This window comes from Streptomyces sp. NPDC037083 (assembly GCF_055606485.1).
Genome location: NZ_JBVJSQ010000017.1, coordinates 130,875 through 151,285, shown reverse-complemented (window position 1 = coordinate 151,285; position 20,411 = coordinate 130,875). Strand labels below are relative to the sequence as shown.

General features: G+C 72.9%; 17 protein-coding genes. 16 read left to right on the top strand and 1 reads right to left on the bottom strand.

Going from position 1 to position 20,411, the window contains the following annotated elements:
- Positions 1-61: 61 nt before the first annotated feature.
- The 8 genes from ACZ7DE_RS35960 (at position 62) to ACZ7DE_RS35925 (ending at position 10,064) form a co-directional block, all read left to right on the top strand.
- The gene (locus ACZ7DE_RS35960; protein WP_470768604.1) at positions 62-1,456 is read left to right on the top strand and encodes a nitrate/nitrite transporter; all 1,395 of its coding nucleotides are present in this window, start codon (positions 62-64) and stop codon (positions 1,454-1,456) included.
- Between the two features lie 99 nt (positions 1,457-1,555).
- Positions 1,556-2,731, top strand: coding sequence for a uroporphyrinogen-III synthase (locus ACZ7DE_RS35955; protein WP_470768603.1), 1,176 nt, complete (start codon positions 1,556-1,558; stop codon positions 2,729-2,731).
- A 198-nt stretch (positions 2,732-2,929) separates the two neighbouring features.
- Positions 2,930-3,520 carry a CGNR zinc finger domain-containing protein gene (locus ACZ7DE_RS35950; RefSeq protein ID WP_470768602.1) on the top strand — a complete coding sequence of 197 codons (591 nt, stop codon included), beginning with the start codon at positions 2,930-2,932 and terminating at the stop codon, positions 3,518-3,520.
- Positions 3,521-3,872: 352 nt separating this feature from the next.
- A complete protein-coding gene (locus tag ACZ7DE_RS35945) occupies positions 3,873-4,394 on the top strand; it encodes a sigma-70 family RNA polymerase sigma factor (RefSeq protein WP_010039908.1) in 522 nt (173 codons plus the stop codon).
- Between the two features lie 50 nt (positions 4,395-4,444).
- Positions 4,445-5,227 carry an anti-sigma factor family protein gene (locus ACZ7DE_RS35940; RefSeq protein ID WP_470768601.1) on the top strand — a complete coding sequence of 261 codons (783 nt, stop codon included), beginning with the start codon at positions 4,445-4,447 and terminating at the stop codon, positions 5,225-5,227.
- 69 nt (positions 5,228-5,296) lie between these two features.
- Positions 5,297-7,711: a HelD family protein gene (locus tag ACZ7DE_RS35935; RefSeq protein WP_470768600.1), complete on the top strand. Its 2,415-nt coding sequence runs from the start codon at positions 5,297-5,299 to the stop codon at positions 7,709-7,711.
- Between the two features lie 354 nt (positions 7,712-8,065).
- A complete protein-coding gene (locus ACZ7DE_RS35930; RefSeq protein ID WP_470768599.1) occupies positions 8,066-9,484 on the top strand; it encodes an NAD-dependent malic enzyme in 1,419 nt (472 codons plus the stop codon).
- Between the two features lie 298 nt (positions 9,485-9,782).
- Entirely contained in the window at positions 9,783-10,064 is a 282-nt protein-coding gene (locus ACZ7DE_RS35925) for an HU family DNA-binding protein (protein WP_004000874.1), read from the top strand.
- Positions 10,065-10,331: 267 nt separating this feature from the next.
- On the opposite strand, the gene murA is transcribed toward ACZ7DE_RS35925, so the two are convergent.
- Positions 10,332-11,678, bottom strand: a complete 1,347-nt coding sequence (gene murA / locus ACZ7DE_RS35920) for a UDP-N-acetylglucosamine 1-carboxyvinyltransferase (RefSeq protein ID WP_470768598.1) — start codon at positions 11,676-11,678, stop codon at positions 10,332-10,334.
- Between the two features lie 289 nt (positions 11,679-11,967).
- On the opposite strand from murA, the gene ACZ7DE_RS35915 reads away from it, so the two are divergent.
- The 8 genes from ACZ7DE_RS35915 to ACZ7DE_RS35880 all read left to right on the top strand — a co-directional run bounded on the left by ACZ7DE_RS35915 (position 11,968) and on the right by ACZ7DE_RS35880 (position 20,353).
- Positions 11,968-12,540 (top strand): YqgE/AlgH family protein, encoded by a 573-nt coding sequence (locus ACZ7DE_RS35915; RefSeq protein WP_470768597.1) that lies wholly within the window; start codon positions 11,968-11,970, stop codon positions 12,538-12,540.
- Positions 12,541-12,582: 42 nt separating this feature from the next.
- Positions 12,583-12,882, top strand: coding sequence for a DUF3039 domain-containing protein (locus ACZ7DE_RS35910; RefSeq protein ID WP_069773379.1), 300 nt, complete (start codon positions 12,583-12,585; stop codon positions 12,880-12,882).
- A 198-nt stretch (positions 12,883-13,080) separates the two neighbouring features.
- On the top strand, positions 13,081-13,314 hold the full coding sequence (locus tag ACZ7DE_RS35905; protein WP_470768596.1) for a hypothetical protein: 234 nt from the start codon (positions 13,081-13,083) through the stop codon (positions 13,312-13,314).
- Between the two features lie 111 nt (positions 13,315-13,425).
- The gene (locus tag ACZ7DE_RS35900; protein ID WP_470768595.1) at positions 13,426-15,048 is read left to right on the top strand and encodes a beta-N-acetylhexosaminidase; all 1,623 of its coding nucleotides are present in this window, start codon (positions 13,426-13,428) and stop codon (positions 15,046-15,048) included.
- Between the two features lie 235 nt (positions 15,049-15,283).
- Entirely contained in the window at positions 15,284-16,177 is an 894-nt protein-coding gene (locus tag ACZ7DE_RS35895) for an FAD binding domain-containing protein (RefSeq protein WP_470768594.1), read from the top strand.
- Complete coding sequence (locus tag ACZ7DE_RS35890; protein WP_470768593.1) at positions 16,174-17,919, top strand: (2Fe-2S)-binding protein; 1,746 nt, start codon at positions 16,174-16,176, stop codon at positions 17,917-17,919. Before ACZ7DE_RS35895 ends, ACZ7DE_RS35890 begins: the two co-directional genes overlap by 4 nt.
- A complete protein-coding gene (locus ACZ7DE_RS35885; RefSeq protein WP_470768592.1) occupies positions 17,916-20,225 on the top strand; it encodes a xanthine dehydrogenase family protein molybdopterin-binding subunit in 2,310 nt (769 codons plus the stop codon). Before ACZ7DE_RS35890 ends, ACZ7DE_RS35885 begins: the two co-directional genes overlap by 4 nt.
- Positions 20,222-20,353 (top strand): hypothetical protein, encoded by a 132-nt coding sequence (locus ACZ7DE_RS35880; RefSeq protein ID WP_470768591.1) that lies wholly within the window; start codon positions 20,222-20,224, stop codon positions 20,351-20,353. The genes ACZ7DE_RS35885 and ACZ7DE_RS35880 overlap by 4 nt, the downstream gene beginning before the upstream one ends.
- Positions 20,354-20,411: the final 58 nt, after the last annotated feature.

Sequence of the window (20,411 nt, the reverse complement as noted above, 5' to 3'; positions counted from 1 at the left end):
TTCGGGACTCATCACCGCTCATCCCCCCGAACCACCCGAGCCCGGAGCACGTGGAGGCGTCATGACAGCCCCGAGTACAGCCCCCGCACCCCCGTCCCCCGCCAAGAAGGGGAGTCGCTGGATCGAGGAGTGGGACCCGGAGAACGAGGCCTTCTGGAACGAGAAGGGCGAGAAGATCGCCCGCCGTAACCTCGTCTTCTCCGTCCTCTCCGAGCACATCGGCTTCTCGATCTGGACGATGTGGTCCGTGCTGGTGCTCTTCATGGGCCCGGAGTACGGCCTCACCCCGGCCGACAAGTTCCTGCTGACGTCGATGGTGACGCTGGTCGGGGCGGTCGTGCGAGTGCCCTACACCTTCGCCGTCGCGATCTTCGGCGGGCGGAACTGGACGATCATCTCCGCCGGCCTGCTGCTGATCCCCACCGTCGCCGCGTTCTCGGTCATGGAGCCGGGGACCTCCTTCAACACGTTCCTGCTGGTCGGGCTGGTCGCGGGCATCGGCGGCGGCAACTTCGCCTCCTCCATGACCAACATCAACGCCTTCTTCCCCCTCCGGAAGAAGGGGTGGGCGCTCGGACTCAACGCGGGCGGCGGCAACATCGGCGTGCCGGTCCTCCAGCTGATGGGCCTCGCCGTCATCGGGGCGAGCGGCGGGCCGCGCGTGCTGCTCGGCATCTACATCCCGCTGATCGTCATCGCCGCGACCCTCGCCGCGCTGTACATGGACAACCTGGCCTCCGTGAAGAACGACACCGGCGCCGCGATCGACTCCGCGAAGGACGCGCACACCTGGATCATGTCCTTCCTCTACGTCGGCACGTTCGGGTCGTTCATCGGCTACAGCTTCGCCTTCGGACAGGTCCTGACCAACCAGTTCGGCCGGACGCCCCTGCAGGCGGCCTACCTCACCTTCATCGGCCCGCTGCTCGGCTCGCTGATCCGTCCGGTGGGCGGCTGGCTGGCCGACAAGTACGGCGGCGCGAAGATCACCCTCTACAACTACGTCGGCATGGCCGCGGCCACCGCCGTCCTGGTCTTCGCCAGCATGCAGAAGTCGCTGCCGCTCTTCGTCACCGCCTTCGTGGTGCTCTTCGTGCTCAGCGGCCTCGGCAACGGGTCGACGTACAAGATGATCCCGGGCATCTTCCAGGCGAAGGCCGTCGCCAAGGGCCTGGAGGGCGAGGCGGCCGCCGCGTACGGCCGCCGGCTGTCCGGCGCCTCCATGGGACTGATCGGCGCGGTCGGCGCGCTCGGCGGCGTCGGCATCAACCTGGCCTTCCGTCAGTCGTTCCTCTCCTACGGCTCCGGAACCGGCGCCTTCGTCGCCTTCCTCGCCTTCTACGCGGCCTGCTTCGCGGTCACCTGGGCCGTATACCTTCGCCGCCCGGCGGGGCGCGTGACGGCAACGAGCTCGGCCTCCGAGGCGAAGCCGCAGCTCAGCTATGCCGAGGTGTGACGTAACACTGGCGACATGAAGCCGAACCGAGCCTGTCACGCACCGTTGACAGGCTCGTCGGCATGTAGGTGTGAACATGACTCGAGCGGGACGAGAGCTATGTACGAGGAACAGCAGCAACCGGCCACCGGCCCCGAGGGATCCGTCGAACACGGACCCCTGGCGGGCTTCACCGTGGGCGTGACGGCCGCGCGCCGGGCCGAGGAGCTCGGCGCGCTGCTTCAGCGGCGCGGTGGGGCGGTGCTGCACGCGCCCGCCCTGCGGATCGTGCCGCTCGCCGACGACGGCGAGCTTCTCGCCGCCACCAAGGACCTCATCGACCAGGCGCCGGACGTGGTGGTCGCCACCACGGCCATCGGCTTCCGCGGCTGGGTCGAGGCCGCCGACGGCTGGGGCCTCGGGGAGCAGTTGCTCGCCCGGCTCGGCGGGGTGGAACTGCTGGCCCGCGGACCCAAGGTCAAGGGAGCCGTACGGGCCGCGGGGCTGACGGAGGACTGGTCGCCGTCCAGCGAGTCGATGGCCGAGGTCCTCGACCGGCTCCTGGAGGAGGGGGTCGACGGCCGCCGGGTCGCCGTCCAGCTGCACGGCGAGCCGCTGCCGGGTTTCGTGGAGTCGCTGCGGGCCGCGGGCGCGGAGGTCGTGGGGGTGCCCGTGTACCGGTGGATGCCGCCGGAGGACATCGCGCCGCTCGACCGGCTCCTGGACGCCGCCGTCTCGCGCGGACTGGACGCGATCACCTTCACCAGCGCGCCCGCGGCCGCCTCGCTGTTCTCGCGCGCCGAACAGCGCGGGCTGCTGTCCGAGTTGCTCAACGCCCTGCACCACGACGTGCTTCCGGCCTGCGTCGGCCCGGTCACCGCGCTGCCGCTGCAGGCGCGGGGCGTGGACACCGTCCAGCCGGAGCGCTTCCGGCTCGGGCCCCTCGTGCAGTTGCTGTGCCAGGAGCTGCCGGGGCGGGCGCGGGCGCTGCCGGTCGCCGGGCACCGGGTGGAGATCCGGGGGCACGCGGTGCTGGTGGACGGGTGTCTCAGGCCGGTGCCGCCGGCGGGCATGTCGTTGCTGCGGGCGCTGTCCCGGCGGCCGGGCTGGGTGGTGCCGCGGTCCGACCTGCTGCGGGCGCTGCCGGGCTCGGGCCGCGACGAGCACGCCGTCGAGACGGCGATGGCCCGGCTGCGGACCGCCCTCGGCGCGCCCAAACTGATCCAGACCGTGGTGAAGCGGGGATACCGGCTGGCGCTGGACCCCGCCTCGGACGCGAAGTACGCGGACGCGTAGGCGGGTTGCCCGGCGTCGGCGCACGCGCCGGCGCCGTTGCCCGCGGCCCGTGCGGCCGGTGACCGTGACGCCCGGGGCCGCGCCGTGACGCATCGGCCCGCGCCGCACGGCCCGGGGGGTTCCGGTTGCGCCCCGGGCCGGGCACTGTGAGAGGAACGGGTTCCTCGGTGGTGCTCCTCGGTTGGCGGTGACGCGCACATGGACGAGCTGCGGTTCGATGCCGGACGGATCTGTCTCGACCTGCTCGCGACCGCACACCCCCTCGAACGGCTCGACTCCGTCGGGCCGTTGTGCGCGTGGATCCACGGCTCAGGGCTGGTCCCGCCGGAGACCCCGCTCACCCACGCCGACGCCGCCTGGCCGCCTGCGTTCCGGGAACTGCGCCGCAACGTGGGCCGGTTGGTGCACGGCTGGCTCGCCCAGAACGGCGCCGGGCCGTACAGCACGGTCGGCCCGTACGACGGCGCCCTGGCCCGGGTGAACGACGCGGCCCGGCCCGCGCCCCCGGCCCCTCGTGCGGTGCGCGGCGAAGACGGTGCGCTCGTGCGGGCGTTGGACCGGCCGCCGGGATGCGCGGCACTGCTGGCCGCCGTGGCCCGTGACGCGGTGGAGCTGCTCACCGATCCGGTCTCCCGGGCGGGGCTGCGGCAGTGCGAGGGGGACAACTGCCCCATCGTGTACGTCGACATGTCCCGGGGGCGGCGTCGTCGCTGGTGTTCCAGCGAGGTCTGCGGGAACCGGGAACGGGTGGCCCGGCACCGTCGGAGGGCGGCGCTCGCACGCAGTTGACAGAGTGTCACCACGTCACCACGCTGCCCGGTATGCGGCTTTCGGGCAGGCGGCGGAGTGCAACTGTCGAAGTGATTTCGATTACACGCCGTTTACCCTCGCCGGTCGCCGGGCAGGCCGCGCGATCTTGTCGGTGTGGCGGAAATGTAAAGAAAAGAAGGTGGGAATGTGCCCCCATGTCCCCCTCGTCATGACACCACGAAGAAAAGTGTCCCCTCGGTTTGAACACTCAACCCCCCGCCTGCGTACCCGTCGTCGAGCGACCGACTGGGGGAACCCCCGGACACCGGAGGTGGGCGTGCGCAAGGATGCGGCCGTGGCCAATGAACGTGGATCGAGGGCCCGACATCGCATGTCCCAGCCCTCGGAACCTGACGAGGAGCTGATGCGTGCTCTGTATCGGGAGCATGCCGGACCCCTGCTTGCGTATGTCCTGCGCCTGGTTGCCGGAGATCGGCAGCGTGCCGAGGACGTCGTGCAGGAGACGCTCATCCGTGCCTGGAAGAACGCCGGTCAGCTCAATCGAGCGACCGGATCGGTACGCCCCTGGCTGGTGACGGTCGCACGCCGCATCGTCATCGACGGCCACCGCAGCCGGCAGGCCCGGCCGCAGGAGGTCGACCCGTCGCCGCTGGAGGTCATTCCTGCGGAGGACGAGATCGACAAGGCGCTGTGGCTGATGACGCTGTCCGACGCGCTCGACGACCTGACCCCGGCCCACCGGGAGGTGCTCGTCGAGACGTACTTCAAGGGGCGTACCGTCAACGAGGCGGCCGAGACGCTGGGCATACCCAGCGGCACCGTGCGCTCCCGGGTGTTCTACGCCCTGCGGTCGATGAAGCTGGCTCTGGAAGAGCGGGGGGTGACGGCGTGATGAGCGGTTACGGGGGATTCGGAGCAGGTGGTTCGGGTATGTCTGGTCCCATGCAGGGGTCAGTGGGATCTCCGAGCCCGAGCGAACACGAGACCGTCGGCGCCTACGCCCTCGGCATCCTCGACGACGCCGAGGCGACCGCCTTCGAGATGCACCTCGCCGGCTGCGAGTGGTGCGCCCAGCAGCTCGACGAGCTGGCCGGGATGGAGCCCATGCTGGCCGCCCTCGCGGACCTGCCGGGCACCGGCACGCCCGCGATCGGCGACTCCCTGTCCGCCCGCCCCAGCCCGCGGCTGGCGGAACGGCTGGTCGACGAGGTGTCCGAGCGCCGCGCGCAGAAGCGCCGCCGCTCGTTCTTCCTGGTGGCCGCCGCGGCCGCACTGATCATCGGCGGCCCGCTCACCGTGCTCGCGGCGACCGGCGGCGACAGCGGGACCAAGGACGTCCAGGCCGGCTCCACCAAGTCCGCCAACTCCGCCAAGACGACGTTCGACACGCTCTCCGACCGGGTCTCCGCGACCGACTCCGCCTCCAAGGTCTCGGCGACCGTCGCCATGGGCGAGAAGGCGTGGGGCACGGAGGTCGGCGTCGAGCTGAAGAACGTGGCGGGTCCGGAGAAGTGCTCGCTCATCGCCGTCGGCAAGAACGGCGAGCGGGAGACCGTCTCCTCCTGGTCGGTCCCGGAGTGGGGCTACGGCCTGCCGAACGCCAAGACCGAACAGGCCAAGAACCCGCTCTACGTCGTGGGTGGCGCGGCCTTCAAGACCAACGAGATCGACCACTTCGAGGTCATGACCTTCGACGGCAAGAAGCTCGTCCAGATCGACGCGTAGCTTCGCATGGCTTCGCGGGCCCCCTTCGCGTACGGTTGACGGCTGCCCAGCACGTCAGAAGGGGGCCCGGTGGCCGCTCAGGCACAGCAGGAGACCGCGGTCGGATCGGTTGAGGAAATCGCACCGGATTCGGTGCGGGACCGAGAGATCAGCGTCGAACAGGAACACCTCGACCGGGTGTACCGCCGCCTCGAGGAGAAGATCCACGAGGCGGAGTTCCTCATGAACGACGCGGCCCAGCGCGGCCAGGTCGGCACGCCCGGAGCGCTCGCCGAGCGGGACGCGCAGGTCTTCCGCGCGGGCGTCCACCTCAACCGGCTCAACAACGAGTTCGAGGACTTCCTGTTCGGGCGGATCGATCTGCTCCTCGGCAGGGACGGCAAGAAGGGCCCGGACGGCGCCTACACCGCCGTGGAGCCCGCCGAGGGGTCCGTCCGCCCCGACAACACCGCCGACATCGCCGAGACGCTCCACATCGGCCGTATCGGCGTCCTCGACTCCGACTACGCGCCGCTGGTCATCGACTGGCGGGCGCCCGCGGCCGCCCCCTTCTACCGGTCCACCCCGGTCGACCCGGGGCGCGTCGTCCGCCGTCGCGTCATCCGCTCCAAGGGCCGGCGCGTCCTCGGCGTCGAGGACGACCTGATGCGCCCCGAGCTGAGGGCCTTCCTCGGCGGCGAGGAACTGCCGGTCATCGGCGACGGCGCCCTCATGGCCGCCCTCGGGCAGGCCCGCAGCCACACCATGCGCGACATCGTCGCCTCCATCCAGGCCGAGCAGGACCTGGTCATCCGCGCCCCCGCCGCCTCCGTCACCTACGTCGAGGGCGGCCCCGGCACCGGCAAGACCGCCGTCGCCCTGCACCGGGCCGCCTACCTGCTCTACCAGGACCGGCGCCGGTACGCGGGCGGCATCCTGATCGTCTCGCCCACGCCCCTGCTCGTGGCGTACACCGAGGGCGTCCTGCCCTCCCTGGGCGAGGAGGGCCAGGTCGCCATCCGCGCCATCGGCTCCCTCGTCGACGGCGCCGAGGCCACCCTGTACGACTCCCCGGCGGTGGCCCGGGCCAAGGGGTCGCACCGGATGCTGAAGGTGCTGCGCAAGGCGGCGCGCGGAGCCCTGGAGAGCGGCGGCGACGGCGGCCGGGGCGCGGCCGCGGCCCAGCTGTCCTTCGGCGAGCCCGACGAGACCCCCGCGACCCCCGCGACCCCGGGGACGCCCACCCGGCTGCGCGTCGTCGCCTTCGGCCGCAGGCTGGAGCTGGAGGCCGCCGACCTGGACCGGGTCCGCCAGAGCGCCCTCAGCGGCACCGCCCCGGTGAACCTGCTGCGCCCCCGCGCCCGCAAGCTCCTCCTGGACGCCCTGTGGGAGCGCTCCGGCGCGGCCGGCCGGCACACCGACCCCGAGCTCGCCGCCGAACTGCGCTCCTCCTTCGACGAGGACGTGACCGGCGAGGACTCCTTCATCGCCTTCCTCGACGCGTGGTGGCCCGAGCTGACCCCGCAGACCGTGCTGCGGGCCATGGCCGACGAGCGGCGGCTCGGCCGCTGGGCCCGCCGCATCCTCAACCCCGGAGAGGTCCGCAAGGTCGCCCGCTCCCTCAGGCGGGACGGGCTGTCCGTGCACGACATCGCCATGCTCGACGAGCTCCAGGCGATCCTCGGCGTCCCGGCCCGCCCCCGCAAGAGACGCGAGCTCGACCCGCTGGACCAGCTCACCGGCCTGGAGGAGCTGATGCCGGTGCGCGAGGAGTCCCAGCGCGAGCGCGCCGAGCGGCTCGCCCAGGAGCGCACCGAGTACGCCCACGTCATCGTCGACGAGGCGCAGGACCTCACCCCGATGCAGTGGCGCATGGTCGGCCGGCGCGGCCGGCACGCCACCTGGACGGTCGTCGGCGACCCGGCCCAGTCCTCCTGGTCGGACCCCGACGAGGCCGCCGAGGCCCGCGACGAGGCCCTCGGCACCCGCCCCCGCCGGCGCTTCCAGCTGACCGTGAACTACCGCAACCCGGCCGAGATCGCCGAACTGGCCGCCAGGGTGCTGGCCCTGGCCATGCCCGGCGCCGAGTCCCCGTCGGCGGTCAGGTCGACGGGTGTCGTGCCCCGGTTCGTGGCCGCGGACGGAAGGCACGGCACGGGGGTCGGCGACACGCTGAGCGCCACTGTCCGCGCGGAGGCCGAACGCCTCCTGGAGCGGGTCGACGGCACCATCGGCGTCGTGGTCGCCATGAACCGCCGCGAGGAGGCCAGACGCTGGCTCGCCGGCCTCGGCGACCGCGTGGTGGCCCTCGGCAGCCTGGAGGCCAAGGGCCTGGAGTACGACGCCACGGTCGTCGTCTCGCCCGCGGAGATCGCCGACGAGTCCCCGGCCGGCCTGCGGGTGCTGTACGTGGCGCTGACCCGGGCCACCCAGCAGCTCACGGTGGTGTCGGGGGACCGGGACGAGCCGGACGCGAACGCGGTGCCCGACCTTCTCAGGGAGTGAGGAATCCGACTGATTCCTGTGAACTCCGCGGACGGGAATGGTCTTCGGGCATCCGTTTGTTAGCCTGGTCGTGACACCGGCTCGATCCAAGCCCCCGGGCCCAACCTTCGTCGCTACGAGCGACCACTTGCCGCGAGGCGAGCATGGCGGGTCGGTGTCATGAACGTCGGAGAGGCCCACATCATCCTGTGATGTGGGCCTCTTCCATGCGCCGTCCCCCGGGTCACGGGGGCCGCGCTCCCGGGGTCGCCGAGAACAAAACGATCGCAATTAGGCGCGGCTTTCACGTACTCGTCGGTAGGTGCGACGATCGGACGGCAAACCCGCGACCCAGCAGTGCAGAGGAAGTCGGCCATGGCAACGGCGCCCAGCGTCTCCTACTCGATGACGGTCCGGCTGGAGGTGCCCGCGAGCGGAACCGCGGTCTCCCAGCTCACCGGAGCCGTCGAGTCCCACGGAGGCTCGGTGACCGGCCTCGACGTCACGGCGTCCGGCCACGAGAAGCTTCGCATCGACGTCACCATCGCGGCGACCTCGACCGCGCACGCCGACGAGATCGTCGAGCAGCTCCGCCTCATCGAGGGCGTCACGCTCGGCAAGGTCTCCGACCGTACGTTCCTGATGCACCTCGGCGGCAAGATCGAGATGCAGTCCAAGCACCCCATCCGCAACCGTGACGACCTCTCGATGATCTACACGCCGGGTGTGGCCCGCGTCTGCATGGCGATCGCCGAGAACCCCGAGGACGCCCGCCGCCTCACCATCAAGCGCAACTCCGTTGCGGTCGTGACGGACGGTTCGGCCGTGCTGGGCCTGGGCAACATCGGCCCGAAGGCCGCGCTGCCCGTCATGGAGGGCAAGGCGGCCCTCTTCAAGCGGTTCGCCGGCATCGACGCCTGGCCGCTGTGCCTGGACACCCAGGACACCGACGCGATCGTCGAGATCGTCAAGGCCATCGCGCCGGGCTTCGCCGGCATCAACCTGGAGGACATCTCCGCGCCGCGTTGCTTCGAGATCGAGGCCCGGCTGCGCGAGGCCCTGGACATCCCGGTCTTCCACGACGACCAGCACGGCACCGCGATCGTCGTCCTCGCCTCCCTCACGAACGCCCTGCGTGTCGTGGGCAAGGGCATCGGGGACGTGCGGGTCGTGATGTCCGGCGCGGGCGCGGCCGGCACGGCCATCCTCAAGCTGCTGCTGGCGGCCGGCGTGAAGAACGCCGTCGTCGCCGACATCCACGGCGTGGTGCACGCCGACCGCGAGGACCTCGTCCACGCGGCCCCGGACTCGGCGCTGCGCTGGATCGCCGACAACACCAACCCCGAGGGCCTCACCGGCACCCTGAAGGAGGCCGTGCGCGGCGCGGACGTCTTCATCGGCGTCTCCGCCCCGAACGTCCTCGACGGCGATGACGTGGCCGCCATGGCGGAGGGCGCGATCGTGTTCGCGCTCGCGAATCCGGACCCCGAGGTCGACCCGGCGGTGGCCCGTCTGACGGCCGCGGTGGTCGCCACCGGCCGCTCCGACTTCCCCAACCAGATCAACAACGTCCTGGTCTTCCCGGGCGTCTTCCGCGGTCTGCTGGACGCGCAGTCCCGGACGGTCAACACCGAGATGATGCTGGCGGCCGCGAAGGCCCTGGCGGACGTCGTGAGCGACGACGAGCTCAACCCGAACTACATCATCCCGAGCGTCTTCAACGACAAGGTCGCGGGCGCGGTGGCGGGCGCGGTGCGCGAGGCTGCGAAGGCGGCGGGCGCGTCGGCCTCGTAGGCTCGGTGTCATGGCGTGCGGGGGCTGCGAGGGCTGTGAGGATCGCCACGACGGCCCCCGCGACGGCGCGTCGCGGAACCTCGCGCCGTGAGCGGCCCTCTAGGGTTGCGGCCTGGCACGCCTTCGTGTGACACACATGGGTTGTCCCACGCCTCCGTGCGGGTGCCGGATTGGCTTTCCCGCCGCAGGTAGGGGCAGGATGCGTCTCTGGGCGCGAGCACAACGACTTCGCTGTGCCCCACATGCGGCTCCGCCGCGTGGCACGCCTCAACGGCAAGAAGAACACGGGAGTAACAACATGAACCGCAGTGAGCTGGTGGCCGCGCTGGCCGACCGCGCCGAGGTGACCCGCAAGGACGCCGACGCAGTGCTGGCCGCGTTCGCCGAGGTCGTCGGCGACATCGTCTCCAAGGGCGACGAGAAGGTCACCATCCCCGGCTTCCTGACCTTCGAGCGCACCCACCGTGCCGCTCGCACCGCCCGCAACCCGCAGACCGGCGACCCGATCCAGATCCCGGCCGGCTACAGCGTCAAGGTCTCCGCGGGCAGCAAGCTCAAGGAAGCCGCCAAGGGCAAGTAGGCGCTCACGTACGCGACGGGACCTGCGTACGAGGCTCAGCAACGCGAATGGGGCGGCTCCCGGTCACCGGGAGCCGCCCCATCGTCGTACGTACCGGCCGAGCGCCCTGCCAGGAGGCGGTGGCCGGCCCAGCGCCCTGCCCGGGAGCTCGGCCTTCGCGCCCGGCTCCCCGGGCTTCTCCATGCCGTGCCTGCCCGGGGGCGCCCCCCCGGGCCCCCGGCCGGAGGGCGCTGTCGCGGGCCCGTGGCCGGGGCCGGGAGGCGGTTTCTAGCCGAGTGCCTTGCCAGGGAGCTCGACCTTCGCGCCCAGCTCCATGAGCTTCTCCATGAAGTTCTCGTAGCCGCGGTTGATCAGGTCGATGCCGTGGACCCGGGAGGTGCCCTGGGCCGCGAGGGCGGCGATCAGGTACGAGAAGCCGCCGCGGAGGTCGGGGATGACCAGGTCGGCGCCCTGGAGCTTGGTGGGGCCGGACACGACCGCGGAGTGCAGGAAGTTGCGCTGCCCGAAGCGGCAGTTCGAGCCGCCGAGGCACTCGCGGTAGAGCTGGATGTGGGCGCCCATCTGGTTGAGCGCCGAGGTGAAGCCCAGGCGGGACTCGTAGACCGTCTCGTGGATGATCGACAGCCCCGTGGCCTGCGTGAGGGCCACGACCAGCGGCTGCTGCCAGTCCGTCTGGAAGCCGGGGTGGACGTCCGTCTCCAGGGCGATGGACTTCAGCTGGCCGCCGGGGTGCCAGAAGCGGATGCCCTCGTCGTCGATCTCGAAGGCCCCACCCACCTTCCGGTAGGTGTTCAGGAACGTCATCATCGAGCGCTGCTGGGCGCCGCGGACGTAGATGTTGCCCTCGGTCGCCAGCGCCGCGGACGCCCAGGAGGCGGCCTCCAGACGGTCCGACAGCGCGGCGTGGTTGTAGCCGCCGAGCTTGTCGACGCCGGTGATGCGAATGGTGCGGTCGGTGTCCATCGCGATGATGGCGCCCATCTTCTGCAGCACGCAGATGAGGTCCTCGATCTCCGGCTCCACCGCCGCGTTCGAGAGCTCGGTGACGCCCTCCGCCAGCACCGCCGTCAGCAGCACCTGCTCGGTCGCGCCGACCGACGGGTACGGCAGCCGGATCTTCGTGCCGCGCAGCCGCTGCGGGGCCTCGAGGTACTGCCCGTCCGCCCGCTTCTCGATCTTCGCGCCGAACTGCCGCAGCACGTCGAAGTGGAAGTCGATGGGCCGTCCGCCGATGTCGCAGCCGCCGAGGCCCGGGATGAAGGCGTGGCCGAGGCGGTGCAGGAGAGGGCCGCAGAACAGGATCGGGATCCGGCTGGAACCCGCGTGGGCGTCGATGTCGGCGACGTTGGCGCTCTCGACGTAGGTCGGGTCGAGCACCAGCTCGCCGGGCTCCTCGCCCGGACGGACCGTCACCCCGTGCAGTTGCAGCAGGCCGCGTACGACGCGCACGTCACGGATGTCCGGCACGTTGCGCAGCCGGCTCGGCGCACTGCCCAGCAGGGCGGCGACCATGGCCTTGGGTACGAGGTTCTTCGCACCGCGGACTCGGATCTCGCCCTCGAGCGGGGTTCCGCCGTGGACAACCAGTACGTCGTCAGAGCCGTTGACGGTCATGTGTCTCGCGTTCCATGGATGGTGGATTGGGGCAGGGCCGTTGGGTCGGGGCAGGGCCAGAGGAGACAGAGTAATCGCCGTCGCCCCCTCTCCCGTAAGCCCGAGGACGGCCCAGGGAGGTCATGGCTGTGTCACAACACGAACCGTTCACCGCCGGCCACAGGGGGTCACCACCGGCCGTCGGTTCCGGCCCGTGCGCCCGGAACCCACCCGTGCGCCCGACCTGCCCCGCCCTCGTCCCGCCGCATTGCCTCCCCACATCGCGGAAAGATGCGGGATCATGTCTGGCATGACCGAGGTGTCCTCGCTCACAGGACGGCTGCTCGTGGCAACGCCCGCCCTGGCGGACCCGAACTTCGACCGTGCGGTGGTGCTCCTCCTCGACCACGACGAGGAGGGCTCCCTCGGCGTCGTCCTCAACCGGCCCACCCCGGTGGGCGTGGGCGACATCCTGGAGGACTGGGCGGACCTCGCCGGCGAGCCCGGCGTCGTCTTCCAGGGCGGCCCGGTGTCCCTGGACTCCGCCCTCGGGGTCGCCGTCATCCCGGGCGGTCCGGCCGTCGACGGGGCCCCGCTCGGCTGGCGCCGGGTGCACGGAGCGATCGGCCTGGTCGACCTGGAGGCGCCGCCGGAGCTCCTCGCCTCGGCCCTCGGCTCCCTGCGCATCTTCGCCGGATACGCCGGCTGGGGGCCCGGCCAGCTGGAGGACGAGCTGGTGGAGGGCGCCTGGTACGTCGTGGAGTCCGAGCCCGGCGACGTCTCCTCCCCGTCGCCCGAGAGACTGTGGCGCGAGGTGCTGCGCCGCCAGCGCAGCGAACTGGCGATGGTGGCCACCTATCCGGACGACGCCTCGCTCAACTGATGCGCGTGAGCATCCCTGCCGGGCTTCAGTACGCTTGGCGCCATGAGCACTCTTGAGCCTGAGACCCAGCCCCAGCGAGGCACTGGGACGGGGACCCTCGTGGAGCCGACGCCGCAGGTGTCGCACGGCGACGGGGACCACGAGCGCTTCGCCCACTACGTCCAGAAGGACAAGATCATGGCGAGCGCCCTGGACGGGACGCCCGTCGTGGCGCTGTGCGGCAAGGTCTGGGTGCCCGGCCGCGACCCCAAGAAGTACCCCGTGTGCCCCATGTGCAAGGAGATCTTCGAGTCCATGGCGGGCGGCGGGGACGACAAGGGCAAGGGCGGCGACAAGAAGTAGCCCACTCACCTCCCGGAGGCCCTCGGGGCGCGTTCCGACGTGCCCCGAGGGCCTCCGGCGCGTTCCCCGTGGCACGGGTGCGCGGGATGGCGGCCGGACGGTCGCGAAGGGGGTGGGGACCGGAAGCGGTGGGGACCTCCGGTCGGCGGGCTCACGGAGAGCTTCTGGTCGAAGCCCTCTCCGGATTTCCTCCGGGCGGTGTCGGAACCGAAGGAATTCGGCCGTCACTTCGCCCTCTGCCATGCCGAGGCGGACGCGGCGGTGACCGCGTCCGTGGTGCTCGCGTCCGTCGCGGCCGCGTTTCCCGCCGCTACGGCAGAGACCGCCGCGACCCGATTCCGGTTCCCCTTCCGGACCGCCTTGTCGATCATGTTTCCCGGCCTTCCCGGCGCCTTGCCGGCCCCTTCTCGACGTCTTCTCGACGCCCTTTGATCCGGATGTCCGACAAACTTCGGGAAGGCGTTTCCGGATGCCCCGACGGTGTTCTTCGTACTCGTACAGCGACGCCCGGCTCCGGGCCGGGCGGAGCGGTCAAGGACTGACGTGACGGACCTCATTCCGGCGCCCCGGCGCCTCACCCGGGACCACGGCGGCCACAGCCGCCTGGACGCGGAGACACGGCTCGAGGCGGGGCCCGGCGCCGAGGGCGTCGCACGCTGGCTGCGGGCGACGATCGGCGCGGCGACCGGCTTTCCCCTTCCCGCGCACGGCGACGGCGAGCAGCGCATCCGGCTGGCCGTCGACCCCCGCCTGCCCCCGGAGGGCTACCGGCTGTCCCTCGGCGGCGCCGACAGGCTGATCGAGGGCGGAAGCGCGGCCGGCGTCTTCTGGGGGGCGCAGACCTTCCGGCAACTGCTCGGCCCCGACGCCTACCGCCGGGCGCCGCTGCGCCCCGGCCGGGACTGGCGCCTCCCGCTGATCACCGTCGAGGACGGCCCGCGCTTCCCCTGGCGCGGCCTCATGCTCGACGTGGCACGGCACTTCATGCCCAAGGAAGGCGTCCTGCGTTACCTGGATCTGATGGCCGCGCACAAACTCAACGTCTTCCACTTCCATCTGACGGACGACCAGGGCTGGCGCGTCGAGATCAAGAGGCATCCCCGGCTGACCGAGGTGGGTTCCTGGCGGGCGCGCACGAAATTCGGCCATCGCGCCTCGCCTCTGTGGGACGACAAGCCGCACGGCGGCTTCTACACGCAGGACGACATCCGGGAGATCGTCGCGTACGCCGCCGAGCGGCATATCGCCGTCGTCCCCGAAATCGACGTCCCCGGCCACTCGCAGGCCGCGATCGCCGCGTATCCGGAACTCGGCAACACCGACGTCGGCGCCGCGTCCGGCGGCGCCCTCTCCGTGTGGGACAGCTGGGGGATCAGCCCCCACGTCCTCGCCCCCGCCGACCACACCCTGCGCTTCTACGAGGGGGTTTTCGAGGAGGTGCTGGACCTGTTCCCCTCGGAGTTCGTTCACGTCGGAGGCGACGAATGCCTCAAGGACCAGTGGCGCGAGTCGCCGGCCGCGCAGGCCCGCATGAGGGAACTCGGGCTCGCCGACGAGGACCGGCTGCAGTCCTGGTTCATCGGCCACTTCGACGCGTGGCTCTCCGCGCGCGGGCGGCGGCTCATCGGCTGGGACGAGATCCTGGAGGGCGGCCTCGCGCCGGGGGCGGCCGTGTCGTCCTGGCGCGGGTACGCGGGCGGGATCGCCGCCGCGCGGGCCGGGCACGACGTCGTGATGTGCCCCGAGCAGCAGGTGTACCTCGACCACCGGCAGCACGGCGGCCCGGACGAGCCCGTGCCGATCGGCTACGTGCGCACCCTGGAGGACGTCTACCGGTTCGAGCCCGTTCCCGCGGAGTTGACGCCCGAGGAGGCGCGGCACGTCCTCGGCGCGCAGGCCAACCTGTGGACCGAGGTGATGGAGGATCACGCGCGCGTGGACTACCAGGCCTTCCCCCGGCTCGCCGCCTTCGCCGAGGTCGCCTGGAGCGCCCTGCCCGCCCCGCGGGAGAGGGACTTCGCCGGCTTCGAGCGGCGGATGGAGGCCCACTACGGGCGACTCGACGCCCTGGGCGTCGGCTACCGCCCGCCGTCCGGGCCCCGGCCGTGGCAGCGGCGGCCCGGCGTCCTCGGACGCCCCGTCGACGGGCCGCCCCCGAACCGGTGAGCCGGGCGTCACGGAAAAACCCTGGCAGGACCCCCGAAGAGTGGCGATTCGCGCGCACCGGTGATGCCGCGCAAAACGGACCATCTCCACGGTGAGGTGGGCGAATGCCTCCTAGCGGACCCCCGCGTTCGGGCGTTGCGAAGATGTGCCAGAGTTGCCACGTCCGCCCTGTCAGCACGTACCGTACGGCAACACAGGTGGGACCAGGTGGGGCAGCGGGAAGGGGCAGCCGGTTTTGAGCACGCACGCACCGCAGGCGGCGCAGGCCGTCACGCTGCCCACGTCACTGGACGAGGCCGTGGCGGCGCTGGCCGCGATGCCCGCCGCCGTGCCCGTGGCCGGCGGCACCGACCTGATGGCCGCCGTCAACTCGGGACAGCTCAGACCCGCCGGACTGGTCGGCCTCGGCCGGATCAGCGAGATCCGCGGCTGGCAGTACCAGGACGGCCACGCGCTGCTCGGCGCCGGACTCACGCACGCGCGCATGGGCCGCCCCGACTTCGCCGCCCTCATCCCGGCGCTCGCCGCCGCCGCGCGCGCCGCGGGACCGCCGCAGATCCGCAACGCGGGCACCCTGGGCGGCAACATCGCCTCGGCCGCCCCCACGGGCGACGCGCTGCCGGTGCTGGCCGCGCTGGAGGCGACCCTGATCATCGCGGGCCCCGGCGGAGCCCGCCGGGAGATCCCGGTGTCGCACCTGCTGGCCGGCATGGAGATGCTGCGCGGCGGCGAACTCATCGGGTACGTGCGCGTGCCGCTGCTGCACGCCCCGCAGGTCTTCCTCAAGGCGACCGGCCGCACCGGCCCGGGCCGTGCGGTGGCCTCCGTGGCGCTGGTCCTCGACCCCGCCCGGCGCGGCGTCAGGTGCGCCGTCGGCGCCATAGCGCCGATGCCGCTGCGGCCCCTGGAGGCCGAGCAGTGGGTCGCCCGGCTGATCGACTGGGACAACAGCCGCACGATCGTCCCCGAGGCCCTGACCGCCTTCGGGGAGTACGTCGCGGCCGCCTGCATCCCCGACCCGGCGCCGGACGTGGACGGCTCCGTACCGGAACTTCCGCCCGCCGTACTGCACCTGCGGCGCACCGTCGCCGCGCTGGCCCGACGAGCACTGGGGAGGGCGCTGTCGTGACCGACGACCAGCACGGACCCGGACACGGACAGGACGAAGGGCAGGGCCAGGGCGCCCCGCAGGGCGGCGGCCGCTGGGACCCGCTGCCCCAGGGGGACTACGACGACGGCGCGACCGCCTTCGTGAAGCTCCCCGAGGGCGGCATCGACGCCCTCCTGGCCGGCCGCGGGGACAGCCCGCTCGCCGCGCCGGGCCACGGGTACGTGCCGCCGCAGATAACGGCGGCGCTCCCCGAGGACGCCTCCGCGGCCTGGGCCGCCCCGGCCGGCGGCAGCGACTGGCCCGTCGCGCAGGACACCCCGCAGACGGTCGGCGACGACCGCTTCACGTACCACCCCGGCGCGACCGGCCAGTGGGCCTTCGAGGACTCCTCGGCGGCCCCCGGCGGGCCGCAGTCCGCGCCCGGCCACGACGTCACCGGACAGTGGTCGATCCCCGTCGCGGGCGGCGACCTGCCCGACGAGTCGGGCGAGTTCACCACGTCGTCCCTCGTCGAGCAGTGGGGCGGCGGCACGCCCCCGGCCACGCTGCCCGGCGGCGCGGCCGCACCCTGGGCGACGGGTCCGGCCGACCCGGCGGACCAGTCCTGGGCGCACCCCGCGGACGAGGCCGACGCGGCCACGCGACCGGAGACGGACCGGCGGTTCGGCCACGCGCCGGAGCACACGCCCCCGCACGGCACCGGACACCCGCCGCAGCACGACCCGACGGCCGCGGACCCCGACCGGCACCGCCCGGCCGACGACCACGCCGGCCGGCACGCCCACCCGGCCGGGACGTTCGCGCCGGAGGTCTCCGCCGAGGCGTACACGGTGTCCCCGAACGGCCCCCTGGAGGCCGCCCAGCGGGCCGCCGAGGCCGAGGGGAGCGCCGGGGCCGCCGGCGACCCGGAGCACGCCCACGGGGCCGTCCACGAGCCCGCCGAGGCCTCCCACGGGGCCGCCGGGCCGACCGGCGAACCCGCCGCGCAGGCCGACGCCCCCGCCCCGGCGGACGCCCGCGAGGACGCCCCCGCCCCCGACGACACCCCGCGCGACGCGGAGGCGACCCCGGAGCCCGAGGCGGCCGACGCCCCAGGCGACGCACCGCCGCCGTTCCACGAGGAACACCCCCTCGCCGCCTACGTGCTGCGCGTCAACGGCTCCGACCGGCCCGTCACCGACGCCTGGATCGGCGAGTCGCTGCTCTACGTCCTGCGCGAGCGCCTCGGCCTCGCGGGCGCCAAGGACGGCTGCTCGCAGGGCGAGTGCGGGGCCTGCAACGTCCAGGTGGACGGCCGGCTCGTCGCCTCCTGCCTGGTCCCGGCCGTCACCACCGCCGGGAGCGAGATCCGCACCGTCGAGGGCCTCGCCGTCGACGGACAGCCCTCGGACGTGCAGCGGGCGCTCGCCCGGTGCGGGGCCGTGCAGTGCGGCTTCTGCGTGCCCGGCATGGCGATGACCGTGCACGACCTGCTGGAGGGCAACCCGGCCCCCACCGAGCTGGAGGCCCGGCAGGCCCTGTGCGGCAACCTGTGCCGCTGCTCGGGCTACCGGGGCGTCCTGCGGGCCGTCCAGGACGTCGTGGCCGAACGCGAGGCGCACTCCGCCGCCGAGGCCGAGACGGACGGCGACGAGGCCCGTATCCCCCACCAGGCGGGCCCGGGCGCGGGCGGCGTCCACGTGTCGGCGTTCGAGAACCCGGCACAGCCCCACCCGCACGACCCGGCATACGGACAGGGTCAGGACGGAGGCCAGGCGTGAGCAACGAAGCAGCCACCGCGACGAGCCCCGCGGAGGCGGCCCCCGCCCCCGAGCCCATCCCACACGGCATCGGCGCCTCCCTGCAGCCCGCCGACGCGCGCGCGAAGACGGAGGGCACCTTCCCGTACGCGGCCGACCTGTGGGCCGAGGGCCTGCTGTGGGCGGCCGTGCTGCGCTCACCGCACCCGCACGCACGCATCGTGTCCATCGACACCTCCCACGCGCGGGAGATGCCCGGCGTACGGGCCGTCGTCACCCACGAGGACGTCCCCGGCCGCGCCCTGCACGGCCGCGGCAAGGCCGACCGGCCGGTCTTCGCCTCCGACGTCGTACGCCACCACGGCGAGCCCATCGCGGCCGTCGCCGCCGACCACCCGGACACCGCGCGGATGGCCGCCGCGGCCGTCATCGTCGAGTACGAGATCCTCGACCCGGTCATCGACCCCGAACTGGCCTTCGAGGCCGAGGCCCTGCACCCCGACGGCAACCTGATCCGGCACATCCCGCTGCACCACGGCGACCCGGCCGCGTCCGGCGAGATCGTCGTCGAGGGCCAGTACCGCATCGGCCGCGCCGACCCCGCCCCGATCGGCGCCGAGGCCGGCCTGGCCGTGCCCCGCCCCGACGGCGGCGTGGAGCTCTACCTGGCCTCCACCGACCCGCACACCGACCGGGACACGGCCGCCGCCTGCTACGGCCTCGAACCCGAACGGGTGAAGATCGTCGTCACCGGCGTGCCCGGCGCCACCGCCGACCGCGAGGACCAGGGCTTCCAACTCCCGCTCGGCCTGCTCGCGCTGAAGACCGGCTGCCCGGTCAAACTCACGGCCACGCGCGAGGAGTCCTTCCTCGGCCACGCCCACCGGCACCCCACCCTGCTGCGCTACCGCCACCACGCCGACGCCGACGGCCGGCTGGTGAAGGTCGAGGCGCAGATCCTGCTCGACGCGGGCGCCTACGCCGACACCTCCGCCGAGGCACTGGCCGCCGCCGTCTCCTTCGCCTGCGGCCCCTACGTCGTCCCGAACGCCTTCATCGAGGGCTGGGCGGTGCGCACGAACAACCCGCCGTCGGGCCATGTGCGCGGCGAGGGCGCGATGCAGGTGTGCGCCGCCTACGAGGCGCAGATGGACAAACTGGCCAGGAAGCTCGGCGTCGACCCGGCGGAGCTGCGGCTGCGCAACGTCATGGCGACCGGCGACGTCCTGCCCACCGGCCAGACGGTGACCTGCCCGGCCCCGGTGGCCGAACTCCTCCAGGCCGTCCAGGAGTTCCCCCTCCCCGCACTCCCCAAGGACACGCCCGAGGAGGACTGGCTGCTGCCCGGCGGCCCCGAGGGCGCGGGCGAGCCGGGCGCGGTGCGCCGGGGCGTGGGCTACGGCCTCGGCATGGTGCACATGCTGGGCGCGGAGGGCGCCGACGAGGTCTCCACGGCGACCGTGAAGGTCCAGGACGGCGTCGCGACGGTCCTGTGCGCGGCGGTGGAGACCGGCCAGGGCTTCACCACGCTGGCCCGTCAGATCGTCCAGGAGACGCTCGGTGTGGACGAGGTGCACGTGGCCCCCGTCGACACCGACCAGCCCCCCGCGGGCCCCGGCTGCCGCGGCCGCCACACCTGGGTCTCCGGCGGCGCGGTGGAACGCGCGGCCAAGATGGTCCGCACACAGCTGCTGCAGCCCCTGGCGCACAAGTTCGGCATGTCCACGGAGCTGCTGCAGATCACCGACGGCAAGATCACCTCGTACGACGGCGTCCTGTCGACGACCGTCACGGAGGAACTGCACGGCAAGGAGCTGTGGGCGACCGCGCAGTGCCGCCCGCACCCCACCGAGCCGCTGGACGCGGCCGGCCAGGGCGACGCCTTCGTCGGCCTCGCCTTCTGCGCGATCCGCGCGGTCGTGGACGTCGACATCGAGCTCGGCTCGGTGCGGGTCGTGGAACTCGCGATCGCCCAGGACGTCGGCCGGATCCTGAACCCGGCGCAGCTCACCGCCCGCATCGAGGCGGGCGTGACGCAGGGCGTCGGCATCGCGCTCACGGAGAACCTGCGCACCCCGCGCGGCCTGATCCGCCACCCCGACCTCACCGGCTACGCGCTGCCCACGGCCCTGGACGCCCCGGACATCAGGATCGTCAAGCTGGTCGAGGAGCGGGACGTGGTCGCGCCGTTCGGGGCGAAGGCGGCCAGCGCGGTCCCGGTGGTGACCTCGCCCGCGGCGATCGCCTCCGCCGTGCGCGCCGCGACGGGCCGCCCGGTGAACCGGCTTCCGATAAGGCCGCAGGCCGCGGTGGTCACGGACCGGTGAGCGAGCCGGATCCGGCCGCCGGACAGCGCTACGAGCCCCCGCCGGGCGTGGGCAGGCTGCCGGCGTGGATCCTGCTGTTCGTCGCCGCGGCGGTGGCCGTGGTGCTCGGCGGCGTCTACTTCACGTGAGGGCGTGGGCCCGAAGGATCCGCCGCGGCCGAAGGATCCGCCGAGTTTCCGATCTCGG

Coding starts and splice junctions, on each gene's coding strand:
- ACZ7DE_RS35960 (WP_470768604.1), top strand. CDS start 62: ATGACAGCCCCGAGTACAGCCCCCGCACCCCCGTCCCCCGCCAAGAAG.
- ACZ7DE_RS35955 (WP_470768603.1), top strand. CDS start 1,556: ATGTACGAGGAACAGCAGCAACCGGCCACCGGCCCCGAGGGATCCGTC.
- ACZ7DE_RS35950 (WP_470768602.1), top strand. CDS start 2,930: ATGGACGAGCTGCGGTTCGATGCCGGACGGATCTGTCTCGACCTGCTC.
- ACZ7DE_RS35945 (WP_010039908.1), top strand. CDS start 3,873: ATGTCCCAGCCCTCGGAACCTGACGAGGAGCTGATGCGTGCTCTGTAT.
- ACZ7DE_RS35940 (WP_470768601.1), top strand. CDS start 4,445: ATGCAGGGGTCAGTGGGATCTCCGAGCCCGAGCGAACACGAGACCGTC.
- ACZ7DE_RS35930 (WP_470768599.1), top strand. CDS start 8,066: ATGGCAACGGCGCCCAGCGTCTCCTACTCGATGACGGTCCGGCTGGAG.
- ACZ7DE_RS35925 (WP_004000874.1), top strand. CDS start 9,783: ATGAACCGCAGTGAGCTGGTGGCCGCGCTGGCCGACCGCGCCGAGGTG.
- murA (WP_470768598.1), bottom strand. CDS start 11,678: ATGACCGTCAACGGCTCTGACGACGTACTGGTTGTCCACGGCGGAACC.
- ACZ7DE_RS35915 (WP_470768597.1), top strand. CDS start 11,968: ATGACCGAGGTGTCCTCGCTCACAGGACGGCTGCTCGTGGCAACGCCC.
- ACZ7DE_RS35910 (WP_069773379.1), top strand. CDS start 12,583: ATGAGCACTCTTGAGCCTGAGACCCAGCCCCAGCGAGGCACTGGGACG.